The 21294-nt window shown below is 67.8% G+C and carries 18 protein-coding genes; 15 read left to right on the top strand and 3 right to left on the bottom strand.

Features of this window, described 5'->3' with window-relative positions:
* Positions 1–20 precede the first annotated feature (20 nt).
* Both E3O18_RS12150 and E3O18_RS12145 read left to right on the top strand, forming a co-directional pair.
* A complete protein-coding gene (locus E3O18_RS12150) occupies positions 21–710 on the top strand; it encodes a lysophospholipid acyltransferase family protein (protein WP_134395452.1) in 690 nt (229 codons plus the stop codon).
* 135 nt (positions 711–845) lie between these two features.
* Positions 846–2174 (top strand): 3-deoxy-7-phosphoheptulonate synthase class II, encoded by a 1329-nt coding sequence (locus tag E3O18_RS12145; RefSeq protein ID WP_134418185.1) that lies wholly within the window; start codon positions 846–848, stop codon positions 2172–2174.
* Between the two features lie 74 nt (positions 2175–2248).
* Here E3O18_RS12145 and pknB read toward each other — a convergent pair whose 3' ends face one another.
* Positions 2249–4198, bottom strand: coding sequence for a Stk1 family PASTA domain-containing Ser/Thr kinase (gene pknB, locus E3O18_RS12140; protein WP_134418172.1), 1950 nt, complete (start codon positions 4196–4198; stop codon positions 2249–2251).
* Between the two features lie 89 nt (positions 4199–4287).
* On the bottom strand, positions 4288–5556 hold the full coding sequence (locus tag E3O18_RS12135; RefSeq protein ID WP_241978180.1) for a LysM domain-containing protein: 1269 nt from the start codon (positions 5554–5556) through the stop codon (positions 4288–4290).
* Between the two features lie 190 nt (positions 5557–5746).
* Here E3O18_RS12135 and E3O18_RS12130 point away from each other — a divergent pair, with 190 nt between their 5' ends.
* Positions 5747–6091, top strand: coding sequence for an Rv2175c family DNA-binding protein (locus E3O18_RS12130; protein ID WP_134395449.1), 345 nt, complete (start codon positions 5747–5749; stop codon positions 6089–6091).
* A gap of 13 nt (positions 6092–6104) precedes the next feature.
* On the opposite strand, the gene E3O18_RS12125 is transcribed toward E3O18_RS12130, so the two are convergent.
* Positions 6105–7151 (bottom strand): polyprenyl synthetase family protein, encoded by a 1047-nt coding sequence (locus tag E3O18_RS12125; RefSeq protein WP_347232349.1) that lies wholly within the window; start codon positions 7149–7151, stop codon positions 6105–6107.
* Between the two features lie 39 nt (positions 7152–7190).
* On the opposite strand from E3O18_RS12125, the gene E3O18_RS12120 reads away from it, so the two are divergent.
* From E3O18_RS12120 to murC, 12 genes are all read left to right on the top strand, one after another.
* Entirely contained in the window at positions 7191–7682 is a 492-nt protein-coding gene (locus tag E3O18_RS12120; protein ID WP_347232348.1) for a DUF3040 domain-containing protein, read from the top strand.
* Between the two features lie 264 nt (positions 7683–7946).
* Positions 7947–8378 carry a division/cell wall cluster transcriptional repressor MraZ gene (gene mraZ / locus E3O18_RS12115; RefSeq protein ID WP_104099528.1) on the top strand — a complete coding sequence of 144 codons (432 nt, stop codon included), beginning with the start codon at positions 7947–7949 and terminating at the stop codon, positions 8376–8378.
* A 96-nt stretch (positions 8379–8474) separates the two neighbouring features.
* Positions 8475–9428, top strand: coding sequence for a 16S rRNA (cytosine(1402)-N(4))-methyltransferase RsmH (gene rsmH / locus E3O18_RS12110; protein ID WP_134418170.1), 954 nt, complete (start codon positions 8475–8477; stop codon positions 9426–9428).
* Positions 9425–10027 carry a hypothetical protein gene (locus tag E3O18_RS12105; RefSeq protein ID WP_134395445.1) on the top strand — a complete coding sequence of 201 codons (603 nt, stop codon included), beginning with the start codon at positions 9425–9427 and terminating at the stop codon, positions 10025–10027. The genes rsmH and E3O18_RS12105 overlap by 4 nt, the downstream gene beginning before the upstream one ends.
* 107 nt (positions 10028–10134) lie before the next feature.
* Positions 10135–11913, top strand: coding sequence for a penicillin-binding protein 2 (locus tag E3O18_RS12100; RefSeq protein WP_241973257.1), 1779 nt, complete (start codon positions 10135–10137; stop codon positions 11911–11913).
* A gap of 13 nt (positions 11914–11926) precedes the next feature.
* Positions 11927–13471, top strand: a complete 1545-nt coding sequence (locus tag E3O18_RS12095; RefSeq protein ID WP_134395444.1) for a UDP-N-acetylmuramoyl-L-alanyl-D-glutamate--2,6-diaminopimelate ligase — start codon at positions 11927–11929, stop codon at positions 13469–13471.
* Positions 13472–14884, top strand: a complete 1413-nt coding sequence (murF, locus tag E3O18_RS12090) for a UDP-N-acetylmuramoyl-tripeptide--D-alanyl-D-alanine ligase (protein WP_134418169.1) — start codon at positions 13472–13474, stop codon at positions 14882–14884.
* Positions 14881–15975: a phospho-N-acetylmuramoyl-pentapeptide-transferase gene (mraY, locus tag E3O18_RS12085; RefSeq protein WP_134395442.1), complete on the top strand. Its 1095-nt coding sequence runs from the start codon at positions 14881–14883 to the stop codon at positions 15973–15975. The genes murF and mraY overlap by 4 nt, the downstream gene beginning before the upstream one ends.
* The gene (murD, locus tag E3O18_RS12080) at positions 15957–17528 is read left to right on the top strand and encodes a UDP-N-acetylmuramoyl-L-alanine--D-glutamate ligase (protein ID WP_134395441.1); all 1572 of its coding nucleotides are present in this window, start codon (positions 15957–15959) and stop codon (positions 17526–17528) included. Before mraY ends, murD begins: the two co-directional genes overlap by 19 nt.
* Positions 17497–18738 (top strand): putative lipid II flippase FtsW, encoded by a 1242-nt coding sequence (ftsW, locus tag E3O18_RS12075; protein ID WP_134395440.1) that lies wholly within the window; start codon positions 17497–17499, stop codon positions 18736–18738. The genes murD and ftsW overlap by 32 nt, the downstream gene beginning before the upstream one ends.
* The gene (locus tag E3O18_RS12070; RefSeq protein ID WP_134395439.1) at positions 18735–19805 is read left to right on the top strand and encodes a UDP-N-acetylglucosamine--N-acetylmuramyl-(pentapeptide) pyrophosphoryl-undecaprenol N-acetylglucosamine transferase; all 1071 of its coding nucleotides are present in this window, start codon (positions 18735–18737) and stop codon (positions 19803–19805) included. The genes ftsW and E3O18_RS12070 overlap by 4 nt, the downstream gene beginning before the upstream one ends.
* Before the next feature lie 87 nt (positions 19806–19892).
* Complete coding sequence (gene murC, locus E3O18_RS12065) at positions 19893–21290, top strand: UDP-N-acetylmuramate--L-alanine ligase (protein WP_134395438.1); 1398 nt, start codon at positions 19893–19895, stop codon at positions 21288–21290.
* Positions 21291–21294 lie beyond the last annotated feature (4 nt).

Genomic DNA, 21294 nt, shown 5'->3' with positions numbered 1-21294 from the left:
GGGTTACCGAGGGAGCAACGATGTTCTACTGGCTCATGAAAAACATTGTCATCGGCCCTCTGCTGCTGGCTATCTTCCGGCCCTGGGTGGTCGGGCTCGAGAACATCCCCAAGGAGGGCGGTGTCATCCTCGCGAGCAATCACCTGTCGTTCATCGACTCGGTGTTTCTGCCGCTGGTCGTGCCGCGGCGGGTCGTCTTCCTCGCCAAGAGCGAGTACTTCACGGGTAAGGGGCTCAAGGGCTGGGCGACACGACAGTTCTTCAAGGCCACCGGCCAGCTGCCGATCGACCGGTCGGGTGGCAAGGCATCCGAGGATTCCCTCAACACCGGCCTGCGCGTCCTGGGTGCCGGCGGCGTACTCGGCATCTACCCTGAGGGCACCCGCAGTCCGGACGCGAAGATGTACCGGGGCCGCACCGGCGTGGCACGGATGGTGCTCGAGGCCGAGGTCCCGGTCATCCCCGTGGCCATGATCGACACTGAGAAGGCCATGCCGACGGGCACCCGCATCCCGAAGGTGCGCCGGATCGGCATCGTGATCGGCGAACCCCTCGACTTCAGCCGCTTCGACGGCATGGAAAGCGACCGGTTCGTGCTCCGGTCCGTGACTGACGAGCTGATGTACGAGCTGCAGGCCCTCAGCCGGCAGGAGTATGTGGACGTCTACGCGACCAGCGTGAAAGAAAAGCGGGCCAGCCTGACCCGATAGAATCAGACGGTTGCCCAGGGGCCGAGAGACCCCGACCCGATAGCCCGGCCCACAATTTTTTTTCGCCGGACCAGACAAAAAAGGAATAGTCCCGTGGTAGACCCCACCGAACCAGTCGTGCTCGCAGACCGATCTGTGGTTGCCGGCCTGGACTATTGGCGCACCCTCCCGATCAAGCAGCAGCCGACCTGGCCCGACGCGGATGCGGTTGCCGCGGCATCTGCCGAACTATCCACGCAGCCGCCGCTGGTCTTCGCCGGCGAGGTCGACATTCTACGGAACCGGCTCGCCGAGGCCGCCAGCGGCCATGCCTTCCTGCTGCAGGGCGGCGACTGCGCCGAGACGTTCAGCGGCGCCACCGCGGAGCAGATCCGCAACCGGGTCAAGACCGTGCTGCAGATGGCCGTCGTGTTGACGTACGGCGCGTCGATGCCCGTGATCAAGATGGGCCGGATGGCCGGCCAGTTCGCCAAGCCACGCTCCAGCGATTTCGAGACCCGGGGTGGCGTCACCCTGCCGGCCTACCGCGGCGATATCGTCAATGGCTACGATTTCACCCCCGATTCGCGCGAGGCCGACCCGGCCCGCCTAGTCAAGGGCTACCACACCGCCGCCTCCACCCTCAATCTGATCCGTGCCTTCACGCAGGGCGGTTTCGCCGACCTGCGCCAGGTGCACAGCTGGAACCAGGGCTTCGCCGCAAACCCGGCCAACCAGCGCTACGAGAAGGTGGCCAAGGAGATCGACCGCGCGATCAAGTTCATGATCGCGTGCGGCGCCGACTTTGAGGCCATGCGTCGGACGGAGTTCTACACCAGCCACGAGGGTCTGCTGATGGACTATGAGCGTCCGATGACCCGGATCGATTCCCGCACGGGCACGCCGTACAACACGTCCGCGCACTTCATCTGGATCGGGGAGCGCACCCGTGACCTTGACGGCGCGCACGTCGACTTCCTCTCCCGGGTGCGCAACCCGATCGGGGTCAAGCTCGGTCCGAGCACGTCAACCGACGACATGCTGCGCCTGGTCGACAAGCTTGACCCGAACCGCGAACCCGGTCGTCTCACGTTCATCACCCGGATGGGTGCGGGAAAGGTGCGCATCGCCTTGCCGCCGCTGCTGGAGGCGATCAAGGCCACTGAGGCCAAGCCGCTCTGGGTCACCGACCCGATGCACGGCAACGGTGTGACCACGCCCACCGGGTACAAGACCCGTCGTTTCGACGACGTCGTCGACGAGGTGCGCGGCTTCTTCGAGGCGCACCGCAGCGTCGGTACACACCCGGGCGGCGTTCACGTCGAACTTACCGGCGACGACGTCACGGAGTGCCTGGGTGGTTCCGAGCACATCGACGAGGCCGCGCTGGCGACCCGCTACGAGTCGCTCTGCGACCCGCGCCTGAATCACATGCAGTCGCTCGAGCTCGCCTTCCTGGTCGCCGAGGAGCTCGCCGCTCGCTGACCGGTCCCCGCGGCCCCGGGTGCCCGGTCCGGCAGGGGAACCGGCGGGTTCGGCCGCCCGGCCGTGACGGCTGTCTAGCCGAAAGGGTTCGTCGGCTTGAGGGTGATGGTGCTGTTCTTGGGCGCGTCGGTGCCGGCTTCGGGATTCGTCGAAGCGACGCTCAGGAGCGGTGCGATGGCATCCGCGCCGAGATTGTAGCTCAGCTTGAATCCCAGGTCGGTGAGCACCTGCTTGCCCTCGTTCCACGGGAGGCCGACGATGTTGGGCACCGTGACGGGTGCCGGGCCGAGGGAGGTGGTGAGTGCATAGGTGTCGCCGGTGCGTACGGGACCCTCGTTCACGGGGGCCGCGCTCACGACGTCGCCCTCGGCGATCGACTCACTGTAGACCTCGTCGCCGGGGGTGACGAGCAGCCCCTTCTCCGCCAGGATCGCGGTGGCTTCCGTGACGGATTTGCCGGACACGTCCGGTACGGGGCCGAGTGAGAGGACCAGATTGACGTTCATGCCCACGAAGTAGTCCCCCCCCTGGGAGACGTCCCCGGCGTCGGTTTCGCGGCTCGCGGAGATGACCAGGCCCGATTCCACGGTGTCGTCGAAGAGAGAATCGGTCGCCCCGATGCCTGCCTTCAGCTCCGTGACGGCGGAGGTCGCAGCATCGGCCGTCAATCCCGCCAGCACGGGCAGCACGATCGGCTGCGGGCCCTGGGATACACGCAGCGTCACCGTGCTGCCCTTCGCCACGCGGGTGCCCGAATCCGGGTTGGTGCTGGAGACGAGGCCGGCGGGGATGGTGCCGCTGAACTCGGTGCCGAGCTCCGCCTCCAGCCCGAGTCCGGTGAGCTGGGCGGTGGCGTCGTCGGGGGACACCGAGACGAGGGCGGGAATCGGCACCTCCGAGCCGGGGCCGTTGCCGAAGAACCAGCCGGTTCCGCCGGCAAGGGCTGTCAGCATGAGCACCAGCGCGAAGAGCCAGAAACCGCGGAACTTGCGGGTGCGGGCCTTGTCGGCCAGGAGAATGGTGGTGGCGGGTGCCGAGGCAGTAGCCGCCGTGGCCACGCCGGCCACCGCCGGGGCGAGCGGGGCACCGCCGAGGATCTGGGTGTCCGCGTCGGCCACCGCTGCGGTCACGCCGCCGGGCAGCACCATGGTCGCGGATTGTCCGGTCGCCGGGGGAGCCGGGCGCACGAGCTTGTCGAGGTCGAGCAGCTGATCGAGCATGACACGTGCGTCCCGGGGGCGCTGCTCCGGGTCGCGGGCGGTGGCCCAGAGCACCAGTTCGTCGAGCTCGTGCGGAATCGCGGGTATCCGCGCGCTCGGCATGGGTACGGTGTCGTTCGCATGCTGGTAGGCGATCTGCATGGGCGCTTCGCCCACATAGGGCTGCTCGCCGGTAAGCATCTCGTAGGTCATGATGCCGAGCGCGTAGATGTCGCTGCGGGCATCCGCGATGCCCCGCGTGACGAGTTCGGGGGAGAGGTAGGCGATCGTGCCGAGCAGGGCCTGCCCGGTGGCCGTGTTGTTGTTGACGGCCCGGGCGAGCCCGAAGTCGCCGATCTTGATGCGGCCGTCGTCGGCCAGGAGAACGTTCTCCGGTTTGAGATCGCGATGCACGATTCCCGCTTTGTGCGCGGCGGCGAGGCCCGAGAGCACCGCCTCGAGGATGTCCATCGTCTGCTCACTGGTGAGCCGGCCGTAGTCCTTGAGTAGGTCGCGCAGAGTGATGCCGGGCAGGTATTCCATGACCAGATAGGCCATATCGGCATCCTGGCCCTGGTCGTAGACGTTGACCACGTTCGGGTGCGCGAGCCGGGCGGCCGAGCGGGCCTCCTGCACGAACCGGGCCTTGAACGTGTTGTCGTCGGCGAGATGCCCGTGCATGATCTTGATGGCGACCCGGCGTTCGAGGCGCAGGTCGGTCGCGAGGTACACGGTGGCCATGCCACCGCGGGCGATCCGGGAGCGCACCTGATAGCGGCCGTCTATCAGACGGCCGACCATGGGATCGGCAGGGGTATCGCTCACTAGTCGAGTCTAGGGATTGCGAAGCCGTTCCCTGTGCCGGAACACTCGCAAGTCAGGGTTTTCACGCCTGAGCGGATGCGAGCTGCAGGTCAGCCGAGATCGGCCAGCCAGGCCCGGGCCGATGTTTCCCACTTCGCGTAGTGGTTGGGGTGAGCCGAGATCTGCACGGTCTGCGCGGCCTCGGTCACGGTCATCGACTCCCAGCCGGGGATGTCGAGCAGTCCGCGCGTGATGCCGGGGTTGGGGTTCACGGGGCCGCCGAAGAAGGCGAGGCTGGCCCGCTCCGGGTCGAGCACCTGCTCGGGCGTTCCCCAGCCGAAACTGGGGCGTTGCTGGAAGAGGCCGAGGGAGTCGCGGTCGCCGTACTGCACGTTGCGCAGCCCGGATTCCTGGGCCGCGGCGGCCAGGGCGATCACGATTGCGGAGTCGCCGGCACCCGCGCGGCGACCGCTCGCGATGATGATTTCGGCGTGCCGGCGCATGTCATCGCTGAGCGGCGTGACCTCGCCGGGCGCTGCAGACGGCGCAGGGACGGCCTCCTCGATGAGGATCGCCGATTCCATCGCCGGCGCCGTGGGAACGGAGCCGGACGGGATCGACAGGACCTGGCCGGGGTAGATGATGCTGGTCCAGCCGAGGCCGTTGGCGTCGAGCACGGATTGCACCGAGACGCCCGCCGCGGCCGCGAGGGCTCCGATGGTCTCGCCGGCGGCGATCGTGTGCGTGCCGGAAACATTCAGCGGGGCGACGGCTGCGGCCGGCACGGCCGAGACCGGCGCGGCACCCTCGCCCGGCGGCAGCACGACGGCCTGTCCGGGGAAGATGATGCTGCCCGCGTCGAGCCCGTTCACGCGGAGCAGGACCCCGAGGGAGAGCCCGTGCGCGGCGGCAACGCCGGAAAGCGTGTCCCCGCTCTGGATCAGGTACCGCGAGATTTCGGCGGCGACGGGCGCCGGAGCCGGAGCGGACGGCTGCGCCAGGCCGGCCAGGGTCAGCATCTGGCCCGGGAAGATCAGCGCGGACCAGCCAAGGCCGTTGAGGGCGAGCACGGATGCGGTGGAGAGACCGAATCGTCCGGCCACGCTGCTCACGGTGTCGCCGTCGACGACCTGGTACTGGCTCGGCGCCGCGGCGGCGGCGATACTCTGCCGGCCTGGGTCGGCGGGCACCGCGGCCGGTAGGATGCTCTTGCTCTTCAGCGTCTTCTTCGCGATGGTGGCGGCTTCCGCCGGCGACGCCAGGTTCAGGCTGATCGCGATCGTGCTGATCAGCACGAGCGGGACGGTGACCAGGACGCCCAGACCCCGTCGTTCGGTGGCGTGCCGGTGGCGGCCCTCGCCGGGCGTCGAAGAATTCACGTTGCTGGTGCTGCTGGCTGGACTGTTCCTGCTGGCTGGTGCCGACATTCCGCTCCCGTCGATTGCATGCGACAGCGGTGCTGGCACAGTATTAATCAGTCAAGCAGGTTGGCCCCCATTCTGGGCAACAACACGCGCGTTTGCGCCCTGAGAGTTTGTCCGGCCTGTCGAATCATGGGAGGCTGGATGGGTGACCGAATCGTTCTCAGATCAAGAGTGGCTGTCCATCCCCGACCTCGTCCGGGTGCTCGGCGTCAGCCAGAGCCGCGTGCGTCAGCTGATCGACGACAAGCAGCTGCTCGCCATGCGCCGTGACAACGGCCCCTTGCAGGTTCCCGCCGCGTTCATCAGGGACGGTGCCCCGCTGCCCGAGCTGCGCGGCACCCTGATCGTGCTCTCCGACGACGGCTTCAGTGACGAGCAGGCGATGCGCTGGCTCCTTGAGGTCGACGGCAGCCTCGGCGTCCCCCCGGTCCAGGCACTGCTCGCCGGCCGTAAGGCCGAAGTGCGCCGGGTCGCCCAGGCGCTCGCCTGACTTTTCAGTGCTCCTAGAACGCGCGGCGGGTCACCGTCTCGGCCAGCTCCATCAGCCGCGTCGTGACCGCGTCGCTGATCGGTGACCCCTCGAGAGCTGCGAGGGCCTCGGCGACGTTCGAGTCGATCAGCGCCTCGATCCGCTCGACGGCGCCGCTGTCCACGATGGTGCGCTGCAACATCCCGATCTGTGCTTCCGTCAGCAGGGGGTCGCCGAGGAGCGCGTCCAGGTCATCGCGGGCCGTGTCCGTCAGGTTCTCCCGCGCCAGAGCGACCAGTACGGTGCGTTTGCCCTCGCGGAGGTCGTCGCCGCTCGGTTTGCCGGTGACGGAGGCGTCGCCGAACACCCCGAGCAGGTCGTCCCGAAGTTGGAATGCGATGCCGAGCGGCAGTCCGAAGGCACGCAGGGCGTCGAGGTGATCCGGGCCGGCGCCGGCCAGGGCTGCGCCGATCACGAGCGGCGCCTGCACGCTGTACTTGGCCGACTTGAAGACGATGACCCGCAGCGCCCGGTCGAAGAGCTCCGATTCGGGCTGGGTGAGCCAGGCGCGTTCTTCGAAGATGTCGAGGTACTGGCCCACGGTGACCTCGGTGCGCATCCGGTTGAATTCTATCCGTGCCCGGACCGCGGCCGACGCGTCGGGGGCTGCCGCGAGCCCCTCGTCGAGCAGCTCATCGCTCCAGCCCAGCAGGAGGTCGCCGAGAAGGATTCCGGCGGCCCGGCCGAACGCAACCTGGCTGCCTGCCCAGCCGCTTTGGCCGTGCATGCCCTCGAACAGTTTGTGGGCGGAGGCCGCGCCGCGCCGGGTGTCCGAATTATCGATGATGTCGTCGTGGACGAGCGCTGCCGCATGAAAGATTTCCAGGGCCGCCGCCGCGGAGATGACCGGCACCAGCGCGGTCAGGGCGGGGTCGGAATCCCCGTTCGCACCAGCGGATCCGCTTGTGCCGACGCTCTGCCAGCCCCAGTAGCAGAACAGCGCACGGAAGCGTTTGCCACCGCTGAGAAACTGCCGTGAGAACTCCACCAGCGGCGTGAGATCGGGGCTGATGGTAGTCACAATTGGTAAACGGGTTTCGAGGAATTCGTCGATGCGAGAATGAACCAGATCGATCAGATGATTGCTTTGCGCCACTTGCCTAGCCTAGCCATCACGGCGGGGTTAGAATCGGTGGAGCACAGCGCGATCCCAAACAGGAGGAATGAGATGCCGCTTTCGGAACAAGAGCAGCGACTCCTCGAAGAGATGGAGCGCGGCCTGTACCACAATGACGCCGACTTCGTGGCGACCGTCGGCGGCAGCAGCCTCCGGCCCGACTACCGCTCGATTTCCATCGGGGTTCTGGCCGCGGTTGCCGGCATCGGTGCTCTCATCGCCGGCGTGGCTATCCAGCAGCTCTGGCTCGGCGTCCTCGGCTTCATTATCATGTTCGCCGGGGTGTTGATCGCGACCACGCCCAGCAAGTCCGCCCGGCGGATGTCCGCAGCCGCTCCGCGCTCCCGTCCGAACCAGCAGCAGCGGTCGTCTCAGCGCGGTTTCATGGATCGGATGAACGAACGCTGGGATCGCCGCCAGGACGGCCAGCAGTAACCTCCTCACCACCTGTCCACCGCACTTTCGCTCCACCGCACCTCGCAGACAGGGCCGATCATCCGATCGGCCCTTTTTTTGTGCCTGAAAATGGCGCGAAGTGAATCCCGTTGTTGAATATCCCTCCACCCTGCTCTTCCCCGTGTTCATGCGGATTAGCGGGGAAAATTTCTCCAATATTTAAGCGTTTATTCTGTTTAGTGGATCAAAGTGGAGTAAAGTGGAGCAAGATCTGGACCGTGACCGGATGAGAGGGGGAGATGAATGTTCTTTGGCACGTACGCCCCCAAGCTCGACGAAAAAGGCCGCATCATCCTTCCCGCGAAATTCAGGGACGAGCTGTCTCCCGGGATCGTCATGACCCGAGGCCAGGAGAACTGCCTCTACGTGTTCACGACCCGGGAGTTCGAGGCGTACTACGCGAAGATCTCCCAGGCGCCGCTCACGGACCAGAGCGGGCGCTCCTTCAGTCGCATGATGTTCTCCGGCGCGAGCGCAGAGCAGCCCGACAAGCAGAACCGGGTGACCATCCCCGCGAACCTACGCGCCTGGGCCGGGCTCGATCGGGACCTCACCGTGATCGGCGCCGGCAACCGGGTCGAGATCTGGGACACCGCCGCCTGGGACGCGTACCTCTCCGAACAGGAAGAACCATTCGCCAACATCACGGAGGAGGTGATTCCGGGACTCATCTAGCTCCTGACGCCTGACTCCCAGCCGTTCTGCCTGACACACTTCCCCGGTGGCAGAGACGAATGGATGGGGATCAGGAATCAGGATCCACCCGGGACTATGGCCATCAACGACATCCACACCCCAGTTCTGCTCGACCGCTGCGTCGAGCTGCTCGCACCGGCACTGGAACAACCCGGCGCCGTGCTCGTCGACGCCACTCTTGGCATGGGCGGGCACGCCGAGGCGTTCCTGCAGCGATTCCCCGGGCTCGTCCTGGTCGGACTCGACCGGGATCTCGACGCCCTCGCGATCGCCGAGGAGCGGCTGAAGCCGTTCCGCGACCGGGTTCACCTCGTGCACACCGTCTACGACGGTATCCAGGACGCGCTGGCCGGCCTCGGCATCCGCGAGGTGTCCGGCGTGCTCTTCGACCTCGGCGTGTCCTCGCTCCAGCTCGACCGGGTCGAGCGTGGTTTCTCCTATTCCAAGGATGCGCCGCTGGACATGCGCATGGACAACACCAGCTCGCTGACGGCCGAGCGCATCCTGGCCACGTACAGCGAGCAGGACCTGCGCCGAATCTTCCACGAGTACGGCGAGGAGAAGCTGGCGGCACGCTACGCCAAGGCCATCGTCGAGGCCAGGGAGACCACCCCGTTCGTGCGGTCGGCCCAGCTGGTCTCCGTGATCACCGCCGTCACACCGGTCGTCGTTCAGCGCGCCGGACACCCCGCGAAGCGGGTCTTCCAGGCGCTGCGCATCGAGGTCAACCAGGAACTCGCCGTGCTCGAGCGCGCCATTCCCGCAGCGCTCGATTCGGTCGCGGTCGGTGGGCGCATCGTCGTCATGGCCTACCAGTCCCTCGAGGACCGGATTGTGAAGAAGACCCTGGCGAAGGCATCCGGCTCCACCGCCCCTGCCGGATTGCCGATTGAGCTTCCCGAACACAAACCACTGTTCAAACTTCTGATCCGAGGCGCCGAACTGGCCTCGAACGAGGAAAAGGCGAGAAACCCGCGCGCAACGCCGGTTCGCCTTCGCGCCGCCGAGCGACTGAGGAGAGCCGCATGAGTGACAATCTCGCACGCGTCCTACGACCCGCCTGGGAGAGCACCCCCGACGCCGCTCCGGTGTCGGAGCCTCGCCACATCCAGATCGTGTCGCCGCGCAGCCAGCGACACGCGCGGCCGAAAATCGTCTACGCCCTATCGGCCGTCACCGGCGTGGCGGTCATCGTGATCGCCCAGTTGCTGCTGAGCGTCGGGATCTCCCAGTCCGCCTACGAGGTGTCCCGGCTGCAGGCCAGCCAGGTCGAACTCGGACGCACGGCGGAGAGCGTGACCGAGGACCTCGTGCGGGTGTCCTCCCCGCAGAGCCTGGCCGCGAACGCGGAAGCGCTCGGCATGGTCACCAACTCCAATCCGTTGTTCCTGCAACTGTCCGACGGCGCCGTGCTCGGCGCCCCGGCCTCGGCCAGCGGAAGCCAGGCCGGGACGGCGAGTCTGGTGCCGAACTCACTCCTGGCCGGCGTACCTTTGATCACGGAACTGCCGCAGAACAGCGGCCAGGGAGCCAGCCTCGGCGGTTCACCGGCCGAGGTCCCCGCGGCGGTCGCCCCGGTTGCCCCGGCAGCCGAACCCAACGCTCTGCCGACGCCCACGACCCGCTAGCCCGCCCCGCCTCGCCCGTCTCGCGAGGGACGTCCCGCCCGACCTCCCGTTAGTTGCGTTCCCAAACGCGCCCAACCCGCGGCCCCGGCCGCAGTAAGGAATCAGAGGTGGCGAGCAGCTCTCGGTCCAGCAGGCGGCGCAGTGCCGCGACGATCCTGATCCTGCTCGTGTTCGTGGCCGTGTTCGTGGTCAGGCTCGTCGACATCCAGGTCGTGCGCGCCGAGACGCTCAGCGCCGACTCGCTGGGCAACCGGTCGGTCGAGCAGCCCGTCTATGGAGCCCGCGGAGACATCGTCGACACGAACGGGGTCGTCCTGGCCGGCACGGTCATGCGGTACAACATCACCCTGTCCCCGCGGAACGCAGCGGAATTCGACCGCACCACCGACGATGGCGACGTGACCGTGACGGTCGCCCAGGCGGCCGCGGAGGTGGGCGCCCTCACCGGGCAGACCGGCGACGAGATCCTCCGGATCATCTCCGGCTCCCTGGCCGCCGACAAGGACTCCGACTACGCCGTCGTCGTGCGGGCCGTGGACGTCTCGGTGTTTCGGGCCATCGACCAGCTCGACATCCCGTGGATGTACGCCGAGAAGAACCCGGGCCGGGTCTACCCGGACGGCGCCGTGGCCGGCAACCTGGTCGGATTCGTCTCCTCCGGGGGTGAGGCCCAGGCCGGCATCGAGCTCGGGCAGGACGCCTGCCTCGCGAGCACCAACGGCACGGAGACCTATGAGAAGGGTGCGGATGGCGTGCGCCTGCCCCAGAGCACCGTCACCACGGCCCGGGCTAAGGACGGCGGCGATGTCGTCACGACCATCGACTCCGACCTGCAATGGTTCGTGCAGCAGGTGCTGGCCGAACAGGCCGTCGCCACAGGCGCGGCCTGGGGCAACGTGGTGGTGCAGGAGGTGAAGACCGGGAAGCTCGTCGCGGTCGCCGACTACCCGTCGGTCGACCCCAACAACGTCAACGGCACCCCCGACGCTGAGGACCGCGGCTCCCGGGCCTTCACCGCCCCCTTCGAGCCCGGTTCTACGTACAAGGCGCTGACCACGGCATCCGTTCTCGACGCGGGGGCCGCCACCCCGCTGAGCCGGGTCGTCGCGCCGTACCGGTACCTGCCGCCCAACGGGGCCAACGTGAACGATAGCTCCAACCACGCCGACCTGAACCTCACCCTCACGGGCGTGATGATCGAGTCATCGAACACGGGCATGTCGAAGTTCGGCGAGTTGATCAGTGACCAGCAGCGCTACGACTATATGAGTAAGTTCGGTGTGGGCTCGGCCTCGGAGTCCGGATTCCTCGCCGAGGAATCCGGCACCCTTCGCCCCTTCGAAGATTGGGACAACCAGACCAAGTACGCGACCATGTTCGGTCAGGGGCTCACCACCACGGCCATTCAGGTCTCCAGCATCTACCAGACCCTGGCCAACAACGGCGTGCGGATGCCCGTGCAGCTGGTCGCAGGCTGCCGCCACGCTGACGGCAGCATGACCGACGTGCCCGAAGCGGTCGGCACCCCGGTCGTGTCGGCCGCCGCCGCCCGGGAGACCGCAGACATCCTCGAGATGGTCTACCAGAAAGCCTGGCTGGCCAAGACGTGGGAGATTCCGGGCTACCGGGTGGGCGCGAAGACCGGGACAGCGCAGATGCCCGATGGTCAGGGTGGGTACACCAAGGGGTATTTGGTGTCGGTCTCCGGCTTCGCTCCGGGCGACGATCCGCAGTATGTCGTTTCGGTCAGCCTCGCCGATCCTGTTAAACTGAACTCTTCCGCGGCATCTGCTCCGATCTTTCAAGAGGTCATGAGTCAGGTGCTGAAGAAGTACCGGGCAGTCCCCTCGGGCGCCACCGCGCCTGCCCTTCCCGGTACCTGGTAAGAAAGCGAGCCCCGTGACCGAATTGGCACCCTCGGCTCTCCGTCCTCAGCATCCGGTCCCCAGATCGTTGTCGGGACTGGTCGATGAATTCGAACTGTACGTGCACGGCGATGTCGATGGCCTCGAGGTCACCGGCGTGAGCCTGAGCTCCCGAACCGTTCAGCCCGGAGACCTCTATGTCGGCGTTCCCGGGCGGGCGAGTCATGGCGCGTCCTACGCCGCCGGCGCCCGCGAGTCCGGCGCGGTCGCGATTTTGACCGATGAGGCCGGGGCGGTACTGGCCGCCGACAGCGGCCTGCCGATCCTGGTGACCCCGGACGCGCGCGCCGCGCTCGGTGCCGTCGCCGCCTGGATCTACCGCACCGACGCCAATCCGGCCACGCTCTTCTCCGTCACCGGAACCAACGGCAAGACCAGCGTGGTCTACCTCCTCTTCGCCCTGCTGAACCAACTGGGCGTCGTGGCCGGGCTCACTTCGACGGCCGAGCGCCGCATCGGCGACCTCGCCGTGGTGAGCTCGCTGACGACCCCGGAGGCAACCGAGCTGCACGCCCTCCTCTCCCGCATGCGAGAGGCCGAGGTGCGCGCCGTTGCGATCGAGGTGTCCGCCCAGGCGCTGACCCGCCACCGCGTGGACGGGCTCGTCTTCGACGTCGCCGGGTTCACGAATCTGAGTCACGACCACCTCGACGACTACGCGGGCCTCGACGAGTACTTCCAGGCCAAACTCGAGCTGTTCCAGCCTGACCGCTCCCGGCGGGGCGTCATCACGGTCGACTCCGACTGGGGCCGCCGGATCGTCGACGAGTGCCGGATCCCCGTCACCACCCTGAGCAGCAACCCGGATGTCGCCGCCGACTGGCACATGTCCATCGTCTCCGAGAGCGCGCTGTACACCGAGTTCCTGCTCGAGGGTCCCGAGGGGCGCCGCCTGCAGACCCGGGTTCCCCTGGTTGGCTGGTTCATGGCCGCCAACGCGGCCCTGGCCATCCTGATGTTGGTCGAATCCGGCTACGACCTGGAGGCGATCGCCCATTCCCTCGATCGTGACGGCGGAATCGACGTCTATATCCCCGGGCGCGCCGAGCGCATCTCCGGGGACACCGGTCCGCTCGTCTACATCGACTACGGGCACAGCCCGGACGCGTTCCTGAACACCCTCGCGGCCATTCGCAAGTTCACGACCGGTCGCCTGATCATGGTTTTCGGCGCGGACGGCGACCGCGACACCACCAAACGGGCCGATATGGGTGCCATCGCGGCCCGCGGGGCGGATGTCGTTGTCATCACCGACTTCCACCCTCGGTTCGAAGACCCCGCGGCCATCCGTGCCACGCTTCTCACTGCCGCCAGGGAGGCTGTGCCCGGCGGCGAGTTCTATGAGGTGCCCGACCCCCGAACGGCGTTCCGGACGGCGCTCTCCCTAGCGAAAGAAGGCGACGCGATTTTGTATGCGGGACCAGGCCATGAAAATTATCACGAGGTTGCCGGCGTGAAGATTCCGTACTCCGCCCGGGACGATTCCCGCCAGGCGCTGCGCGATGCGGGGTGGCTGTAGATGATCGCGCTGACCCTGGGCCAGATCGCCCTGGCCGTCGACGGAACGCTCCACCTGGACGGAACTTCTCGGGGCATCGACTCGGTGACCGACGGAATTGTGCACACCGACTCGCGCGACACCGTTCCCGGCTCCATCTTCGTGGCCAAGCCCGGTGAGGTGACCGACGGTCACCTCTTCGCTCCGGCCGCCGTCGATCGCGGCGCCACCCTGCTGATCGTCGAACGACACCTTGATCTCCCCGTCGCGCAGATCGTCGTGCCGGACGCCGTGCTCGCCCTCGGCGCCCTCGCCACCGACGTCGTGGCCCGCGTGCGGGAAGCCGGCAACCTCAAGATCGTCGCCGTCACCGGATCCAACGGCAAGACCACGACGAAGAACCTGCTCCGCGCCGTGCTCGAACGTGTCGGCCCCACCGTCGCGGCCCGCGCATCTTTCAACAACGAGGTCGGCGCGCCGCTGACCATGCTCGAACTGACCCGCGACACCCGTTTCCTGGTGGCGGAGATGGGCGCGAGCGGTGTCGGCGAGATCGCCCGGCTCATCCGGATGGCCCGTCCCGACATCGGGATCGTGCTCAAGGTCGGCCTCGCCCACGCCGGCGAATTCGGAGGTATCGAGGCCACGGTCCGCGCGAAGACCGAAATGGTCACCGAGCTGCTGGCGACGGATGTCGCGGTGCTGAATACCGACGACCCGCGCGTCGCCGGTATGGCCGCCTCCACCCGGGCCCGGATCGTCTGGTTCGGTCAGTACGGCGAGGAGGGAGTGCGCGCGACCGCGGTGCACGCCTCCGCGTCCGGAACGACGTTCACGCTGCACCTGGCCTCGGGCCAGTCCCGCCCGGTGGCGTTCCAGGTGCTCGGCGAACACCATGTCATGAACGCCCTGGCCGCCGCCGCCGCCGCCGAGATCCTGGGGGTCCCGATCGACGACATCGTCTCCGCCCTCGAATCCGTGCAGACCGCCGAACGTTGGCGCATGCAGGTCATGGGCGGCCGGGACGGGGTGACCGTCATCAACGACGCCTACAACGCCAGCCCGGACTCCATGACGGCGGCACTCAAGACCCTCGCCCAGATCGGTGTTCCCGGCCGGCGCACCATCGCGGTTCTCGGCGAGATGAGCGAGCTGGGCGAACTGGCTGGTGAGGAGCACGACCGGGTCGGGCTGCTCGCCGTGCGCCTCAACATCTCCCAGCTCATCGTCGTCGGGCGGGGCGCCCGGCGCATGCACATCAGCACCATCAACGAGGGATCCTGGGACGGGGAGTCGGCCTTCGTCGAGAATGCCGACGATGCCTTCGACCTGCTCTGCGCCACGGTGCAACCGGGGGACACCGTGCTGGTGAAATCCTCCAATTCCGCCGGCCTGAGATTTTTGGGCGACCGTCTGGGAGAGTGGTTCTCGTGAGAGCACTTTTGATGGCCGGAGCCTTCTCCCTCGTCTTTACCCTGTCGCTGACGCCGCTGTTCATCCGGCTGTTCAAGAAGCTGGGCTGGGGACAGTTCATCCGCGACGACGGCCCGCAGAGCCACCACGCCAAGCGCGGCACGGCCACCATGGGTGGCATCATCATCATCCTCGGCGCCGTGGTCAGCTATTTCTCGGCAATGTGGCTGACCGGGTCCCCGGTCACGGCGTCGCCGCTGCTGGTGCTGTTCATGATGGTGGGCCTCGGCATGGTCGGCTTCGTCGACGACTTCCTGAAAACGCGCAACCAGCGCAGCCTCGGGCTCGGTGGTTGGGCCAAGATCACCGGCCAGGTTCTCGTGGCCGGCACGTTCGCCATCCTGGCCATCCAGTTTCCGAACGCCAACGGCGTCACGCCGGCGTCGACCCAGATCTCGTTCCTACGAGATCTGCCGCTGGACTTCATGCAATTGGGCAGCATCATCGGCATCTCCCTGTTCGTGCTGTGGATCTGTCTGATCGTGACGGCCACGTCCAACGGCGTCAACGTCACCGACGGCCTCGACGGGCTCGCCACCGGGTCGTCGATCCTGTCGATCGGCGCGTTCATCGTGATCGGCTTCTGGCAGTCCAACCAGGCCCGCTTCGGGGGCGCGGATATCTCCGACCTCTACCGCGCCTACGACGTTCGGGACCCGCTCGACCTGGCCATCGTCTCCGCGGCCATCGTCGGCGGCCTGATCGGCTTCCTCTGGTGGAACACCTCGCCGGCCAAGATCTTCCTGGGCGACACCGGTTCGCTCGGCATCGGCGGCGCCCTCGCCGCCCTGGCCATTCTGAGCCGCACCGAACTGCTGCTCGTGCTGATCGGCGGCCTGTTCGTGATCGAGGCCGGGTCGGTGATCGTGCAGCGCGCCTACTTCAAGGTGACCCGCGGCCAGCGCATCTTCCTGATGAGCCCCATCCATCACCACTTCGAGCTCAAGGGGTGGGCCGAGGTCACCGTGGTGGTGCGTTTCTGGATCATCGGCGGGCTGCTCGTGGCCGCCGGCGTCGGCACCTTCTACCTCGAATGGCTGACCGCCGAGTGACCGGTCGACACTCGGACGACGCCGAGCCCACTGCAGCGGATGCCGCACGCCTTGACGCCCTCACGAGCTGGCACGCCGACTGGTCCGGCCTGCGCGTGGCCGTGCTCGGTCTGGGCGTCACGGGTTTCGCGGCCGCCGATACCCTCGCCGAGCTGGGAGCCGATGTGCTCGTTGTGGCCGGCGATGCTCCCGCCGATACCATCCGCCTGCTCGACGTGATCGGGGCGCAACTGGTGCAGGCGGCGCCCGGCATCGTGCCGGACGAACTGACCCGGCACCGCCCGGAGGTTCTGATCGCCTCGCCCGGCTACCATCCCGACCACGCTCTGCTGCTCTGGGCCGCTGAGGCCGGGGTCCCGGTCTGGGGAGACATCGAGCTGGCCTGGCGCCTGCGGGACAAGGTCGGGCCCGCAGCCGAGTGGATCCTCGTCACCGGCACCAACGGCAAGACCACCACCGTGCAGCTGACGGCCACCATGCTCGCCGCCGCCGGCCTGCGCGTCGCACCCTGCGGCAACATCGGTGTGCCCGTCCTCGACGCCGTACGCGACCCGCAGGGCTGGGACGTGCTCGTGGTCGAACTCTCCAGCTACCAGCTTCACCACCTGCCCCGCACCGGTCCCGGCGCCCTCCTGCCGTTCTCCAGCGTCTGCCTCAACATCGCCGACGACCACCTCGACTGGCACGGTTCGGCCGAGGCGTACCGCGATGCGAAAGCCACCGTCTACGCCAATACCCGGGTGGCCTGCGTCTACAACAAGGCGGATGCCGCGACCATCCGCATGGTCGAGGACGCCGACGTGCAGGAGGGCGCCCGGGCGATCGGCTTCGGTCTCGGCGCCCCCGGGCCCAGCGACTTCGGCATTGTCGAGGGCATCCTCTGCGACCGCGCGTTCCACGAGGACCGGTTCGAGACCGCCATCGAGATCACCACCGCGCCGGAACTCCGGGCCCGCGGGCTCAGCGCGCCGCACCTGCTCGCCGACATCCTCGCCGCCAGCGCCCTGGCCCGGTCCTTCGGTGTCGCGCCCGGTGTCATCCACGACGCCCTGGCGGGTTTCCACCTCGACGCGCACCGGATCGAGATCGTGGCCGAGTTTGCCGGCATCCGCTGGATCGACGACTCGAAGGCGACCAACCCGCATGCGGCGGATGCTTCGCTCAGCGCTTTCGAGACCGTCGTCTGGCTGGTCGGCGGCCTGCTCAAGGACGTCGACGTCGATGATCTGGTGGCCCGGCACGTCGGCCACCTGCGCGGGGCCGTGATCATCGGAGCCGACCGCTCCGTGTTACGGGACGCATTCGCGCGACACGCGCCGGAGCTGCCGGTGTTCGAGATCGACGCCGACGACACTGGTCAGGTGATGCCCGGGGCGGTCCGCCTCGCGGCCGGTCTCGCAGAAACCGGCGATGTCGTGCTGCTGGCTCCGGCCGCGGCGTCGATGGACCAGTTCACCGACTACGCCCAGCGGGGCCGGTTGTTCGCAGAAGCCGTACGGGAGCACCTGGGAGGTGAGGCGGATGAAGACTCCGCCTCGAACCCCGGCGCCTAGGGAGGCCGAGCCCGTCGCCTCCACCCGGATTCATTTCGGCCGGGTGTTCAAGTCCGAGTCCGCGAGCTATTTTCTGCTGCTCGGCACGACACTGTTCCTCGTCGTGTTCGGCTTGGTCATGGTGCTGTCCTCTTCCTCGGTCGACTCCTACCTGGAGAACACCGGCTTCTTCGGCACCGTGTTGCGCCAGGGGGGATTCGCGCTGATCGGCGTTCCAGTGATGCTGATGATCAGCCACCTGCCGCTGAAGTTCTGGCAGCGTGTGGCCTGGCCGATGCTCATCGTCGCCTGCCTCCTGCAATGCCTGGTCGTGTTCACGCCGCTGGGCGTCGAGGTGGCCGGCAACACCAACTGGCTGTCCGTCGGCGGAGTCCAGTTCCAGCCCTCCGAGGCGATCAAACTCGCCCTCGTCGTCTGGCTGGGCATGATCCTGTCGCAGAAGGAGAACCGGCTCGACGACTGGCGCCACGTGTACATTCCGGTCTTCGGCGTGGGCGGCGGCGCCGTGCTGCTCGTGCTCATCGGCGGTGACCTCGGAACCGTCCTGATCATGGCCGGTATCCTCTTCGGAGCCCTGTTCTTCGCCGGCGTGCGACTGCGCCTCCTGGCAGTGCCTCTCGGCGCCGGGGTCGTGCTCGCGGTTCTGATGGCGTTGACGAGCACAAACCGGATGACCCGCATCCTGAGCTTCATGGGAGCCGGCTGCGAAGAGCTCGATGGCCCCATCTCGGCACCCTGCTGGCAGCCGCTGCACGGCACCTGGGCACTCGCCAACGGCGGGATCTTCGGCGTCGGGCTCGGCAACTCCAAGGCCAAGTGGTCCTGGCTGCCGGCGGCCGACAACGACTACATTTTCGCCATCGTCGGCGAGGAACTCGGACTGATCGGGGCCATCGTCGTCCTATTCATGTTCATCCTGCTGGCCTTCGCGTTCCTGCGCATCATGCGCACCAGCACGAGCCTGCAGGCCCGCGTGTCGACGGCCGCCGTGCTCGTCTGGCTGATCGGCCAGGCCTTCGTCAACATCGGCGTGGTCCTGGGCGTGTTCCCGGTGCTGGGTGTTCCGCTCCCGCTGGTCTCCGCCGGAGGCACCGCCCTGCTCACGACCCTCGGCGCGATCGGCATCGTGCTCTCATTCACCCGGGGCGACCAGGCGGAGCCGCCACGACGCAGCTCCATGTCACCCGACACGTCAGGAGCCCGACAGTGACCACCTATCTGCTGGCCGGGGGCGGAACCGCCGGCCACGTGAACCCGTTGCTGGCCGTCGCCGACACCATTATGAGCCGGGAACCGGATGCGACGGTCATCGTTCTCGGCACCCAGGAGGGCCTCGAGGCCCGCCTGGTGCCGGCCCGCGGCTACGAGCTCGTCTTCGTTCCCCGACTGCCTTTCCCACGCCGGCCGAACCGACAGGCCCTCACCTTTTTGCCACGGCTGAACCAGGCCATTGGCGATGTGGCCGATCTGATCCGGTTCCGCACGGTCGACGTCGTCGTCGGGTTCGGCGGCTACGTCTCGACTCCGGCCTACTTCGCGGCGCGCCGGGCGGGGGTGCCGATCGTCATCCACGAGGCCAATTTCCGGGCCGGGCTGGCCAACCGGCTCGGCGCCTGGTTCACCCGCCACGTCGCGGTGGCCTTTCCCGGCACCCGGATCCGCCACCCGCACGTCGTCGGGATGCCGCTGCGACCCGAGATCGCCGAGCTTGACCGGGCTCAGGCGCGCCCGGAGGCCCTGACGTTCTTCGGCCTCGACGCCGACCGCCCCACCCTGCTGGTCACCGGCGGATCCCTGGGCGCTCGGCGCCTGAACAACACCATCGCTTCCTCGGCTCCCGGTCTGATCATGGCCGGTTGGCAGGTGCTGCACATCACCGGCGAGAAGTCGGAGGTGACAGACCCAGGTCTGCACCACTACCGTCTGATCTCCTACTGCGACCGGATGGACCTGGCGCTGTCCGCGGCGGACTTCGCGGTGTCCCGGGCCGGTGCCGGAACCGTGTGCGAACTCAGCGCCCTCGGCATCCCGGCCGTCTACGTGCCCTACCCCGTCGGCAACGGCGAGCAGCGCTTCAACGCGGCCGACGTCGTGGGCGCCGGCGGCGGGATCCTCGTCGACGATGCGGACTTCCTGCCGAACTGGGTGCAGCACGAGCTCGTTCCCGTGCTCACCGACCGGGAGCGCGTGCGCCGGATGGGCGTCGCGGCGGCATCCGTCGGGGGACTCGACGGCTCGGCGCGAATGACCGACTTCATCCACGCCGCCCTCGCGTAGTCACAGCGGCTAACGTTGTTTCAGCACCAGAACACCAGCACCGAACGCACACCAGCATTCGTCTCCGACTGAGAAGAGCCCGCAACCGTGATCAAGCCCGACCTGAACCTCACCATTCCCCGTGACCTCGGCACGGTGCATTTCGTGGGCATCGGCGGCTCCGGGATGAGCGGGATCGCCCGGCTGTTCCTCGCCGCCGGGCATACCGTGACCGGCTCGGATGTGCGCGAGTCCGACAACGTGCTCGCCCTGCGCGAGCTGGGAGCGCACATCGCGATTGGCCACGCCGCGGAGAATGTCGGCGAAGCCGACAGCCTCGTCGTCACGGGGGCACTCTGGCAGGACAACCCGGAATACGTGCTGGCGAACGAACGCGGCCTGCCCGTGCTGCACCGCTCCCAGGCGCTGGCCTGGCTGATCGAGAAGCACCGACTCGTCGCCGTCGCGGGCGCCCACGGCAAGACCACCTCGACCGGCATGATTGTGACCGGCCTGCTCGGCCTGGGCACGCATCCCAGCTTCGTCAATGGCGGTGTGATTGAATCGCTCGGCGTGTCGGCCGGCGCGGGCACCGACGACCTCTTCGTGGTCGAAGCCGACGAGTCGGACGGCTCGTTCCTGCTCTACAACACGGCCGTCGCCCTGGTCACCAACGTCGACCCTGACCACCTCGACCACTACGGTTCGCTTGAGGCCTTCGAGGCCGCGTTCGTCGAATTCGCACAGAACGCGACCGAGTTCGTGGTCATCTCCTCCGACGACGCCGGCGCGGTCAGCGTGACGGGCAAGCTCGCCGGCAAACGGGTCATCACCTTCGGCGAGGACGCCGCGGCCGACGTGCGCGTGCACTCGGTCGTCACCGACGGACCGGTGCGTTTCGGCGTGGCCTGGGCCGGAAGCGACTACTTCGCCACCCTCCGAATCCCGGGCCGGCACAACGCCATCAACGCCGCCGGCGCCTTCGCGGTGCTCGTCGGCCTCGGTTTCGCCCCGGAGGCGTCCCTGGCCGCCGTCTCGGAATTTGGCGGCACCGAGCGCCGCTTCGAATTGCACGGCACCGTGGGTGGGGTCAGCGTCTACGACGACTACGCCCACCACCCCACCGAGGTGGCCGCGGCGCTGTCCGCCGCCCGCACGGTGGTCGGCGGCGGTCGGATCATCGCCGTGCATCAGCCGCATCTCTACAGTCGCACTCGGCTGTTCGCCCAGGAATTCGCCCAGACGCTCGAGGAGAAGGCGGACCAGACCGTCGTCCTCGGCGTGTACGGCGCCCGGGAGGACCCGGAGCCCGGCGTGACCGGCGCCCTCGTTTCCGACCGGTTCACGGATGCCGGCAAGGTCGTCTACGTGCCCGACTGGCAGGAGGCCGCCGACTACGTCGCCTCGATCGCCCGGGACGGCGACTTCGTCGTCACCCTCGGCTGCGGCGACGTCTATCGGATCGTTCCCCAGCTGCTCGCCTCGCTCACGCAGGCGCGCGGATGACCCG

Source organism: Cryobacterium sp. TMT2-42-4 (assembly GCF_004402645.1).
GTDB classification, from domain to species: Bacteria; Actinomycetota; Actinomycetes; order Actinomycetales; family Microbacteriaceae; genus Cryobacterium; species Cryobacterium sandaracinum.
Note: the sequence above shows the minus strand (reverse complement) of the source record. Positions and strands in the feature narration are given on the sequence as shown.

Bases quoted from the DNA above. Each gene is read 5' to 3' on its own strand.
- E3O18_RS12150 (WP_134395452.1), top strand. From the start codon at position 21: ATGTTCTACTGGCTCATGAAAAACATTGTCATCGGCCCTCTGCTGCTG.
- E3O18_RS12120 (WP_347232348.1), top strand. From the start codon at position 7,191: ATGAACCAGATCGATCAGATGATTGCTTTGCGCCACTTGCCTAGCCTA.
- mraZ (WP_104099528.1), top strand. From the start codon at position 7,947: ATGTTCTTTGGCACGTACGCCCCCAAGCTCGACGAAAAAGGCCGCATC.
- rsmH (WP_134418170.1), top strand. From the start codon at position 8,475: ATGGCCATCAACGACATCCACACCCCAGTTCTGCTCGACCGCTGCGTC.
- E3O18_RS12105 (WP_134395445.1), top strand. From the start codon at position 9,425: ATGAGTGACAATCTCGCACGCGTCCTACGACCCGCCTGGGAGAGCACC.
- murF (WP_134418169.1), top strand. From the start codon at position 13,472: ATGATCGCGCTGACCCTGGGCCAGATCGCCCTGGCCGTCGACGGAACG.
- murD (WP_134395441.1), top strand. From the start codon at position 15,957: ATGGCTGACCGCCGAGTGACCGGTCGACACTCGGACGACGCCGAGCCC.
- ftsW (WP_134395440.1), top strand. From the start codon at position 17,497: ATGAAGACTCCGCCTCGAACCCCGGCGCCTAGGGAGGCCGAGCCCGTC.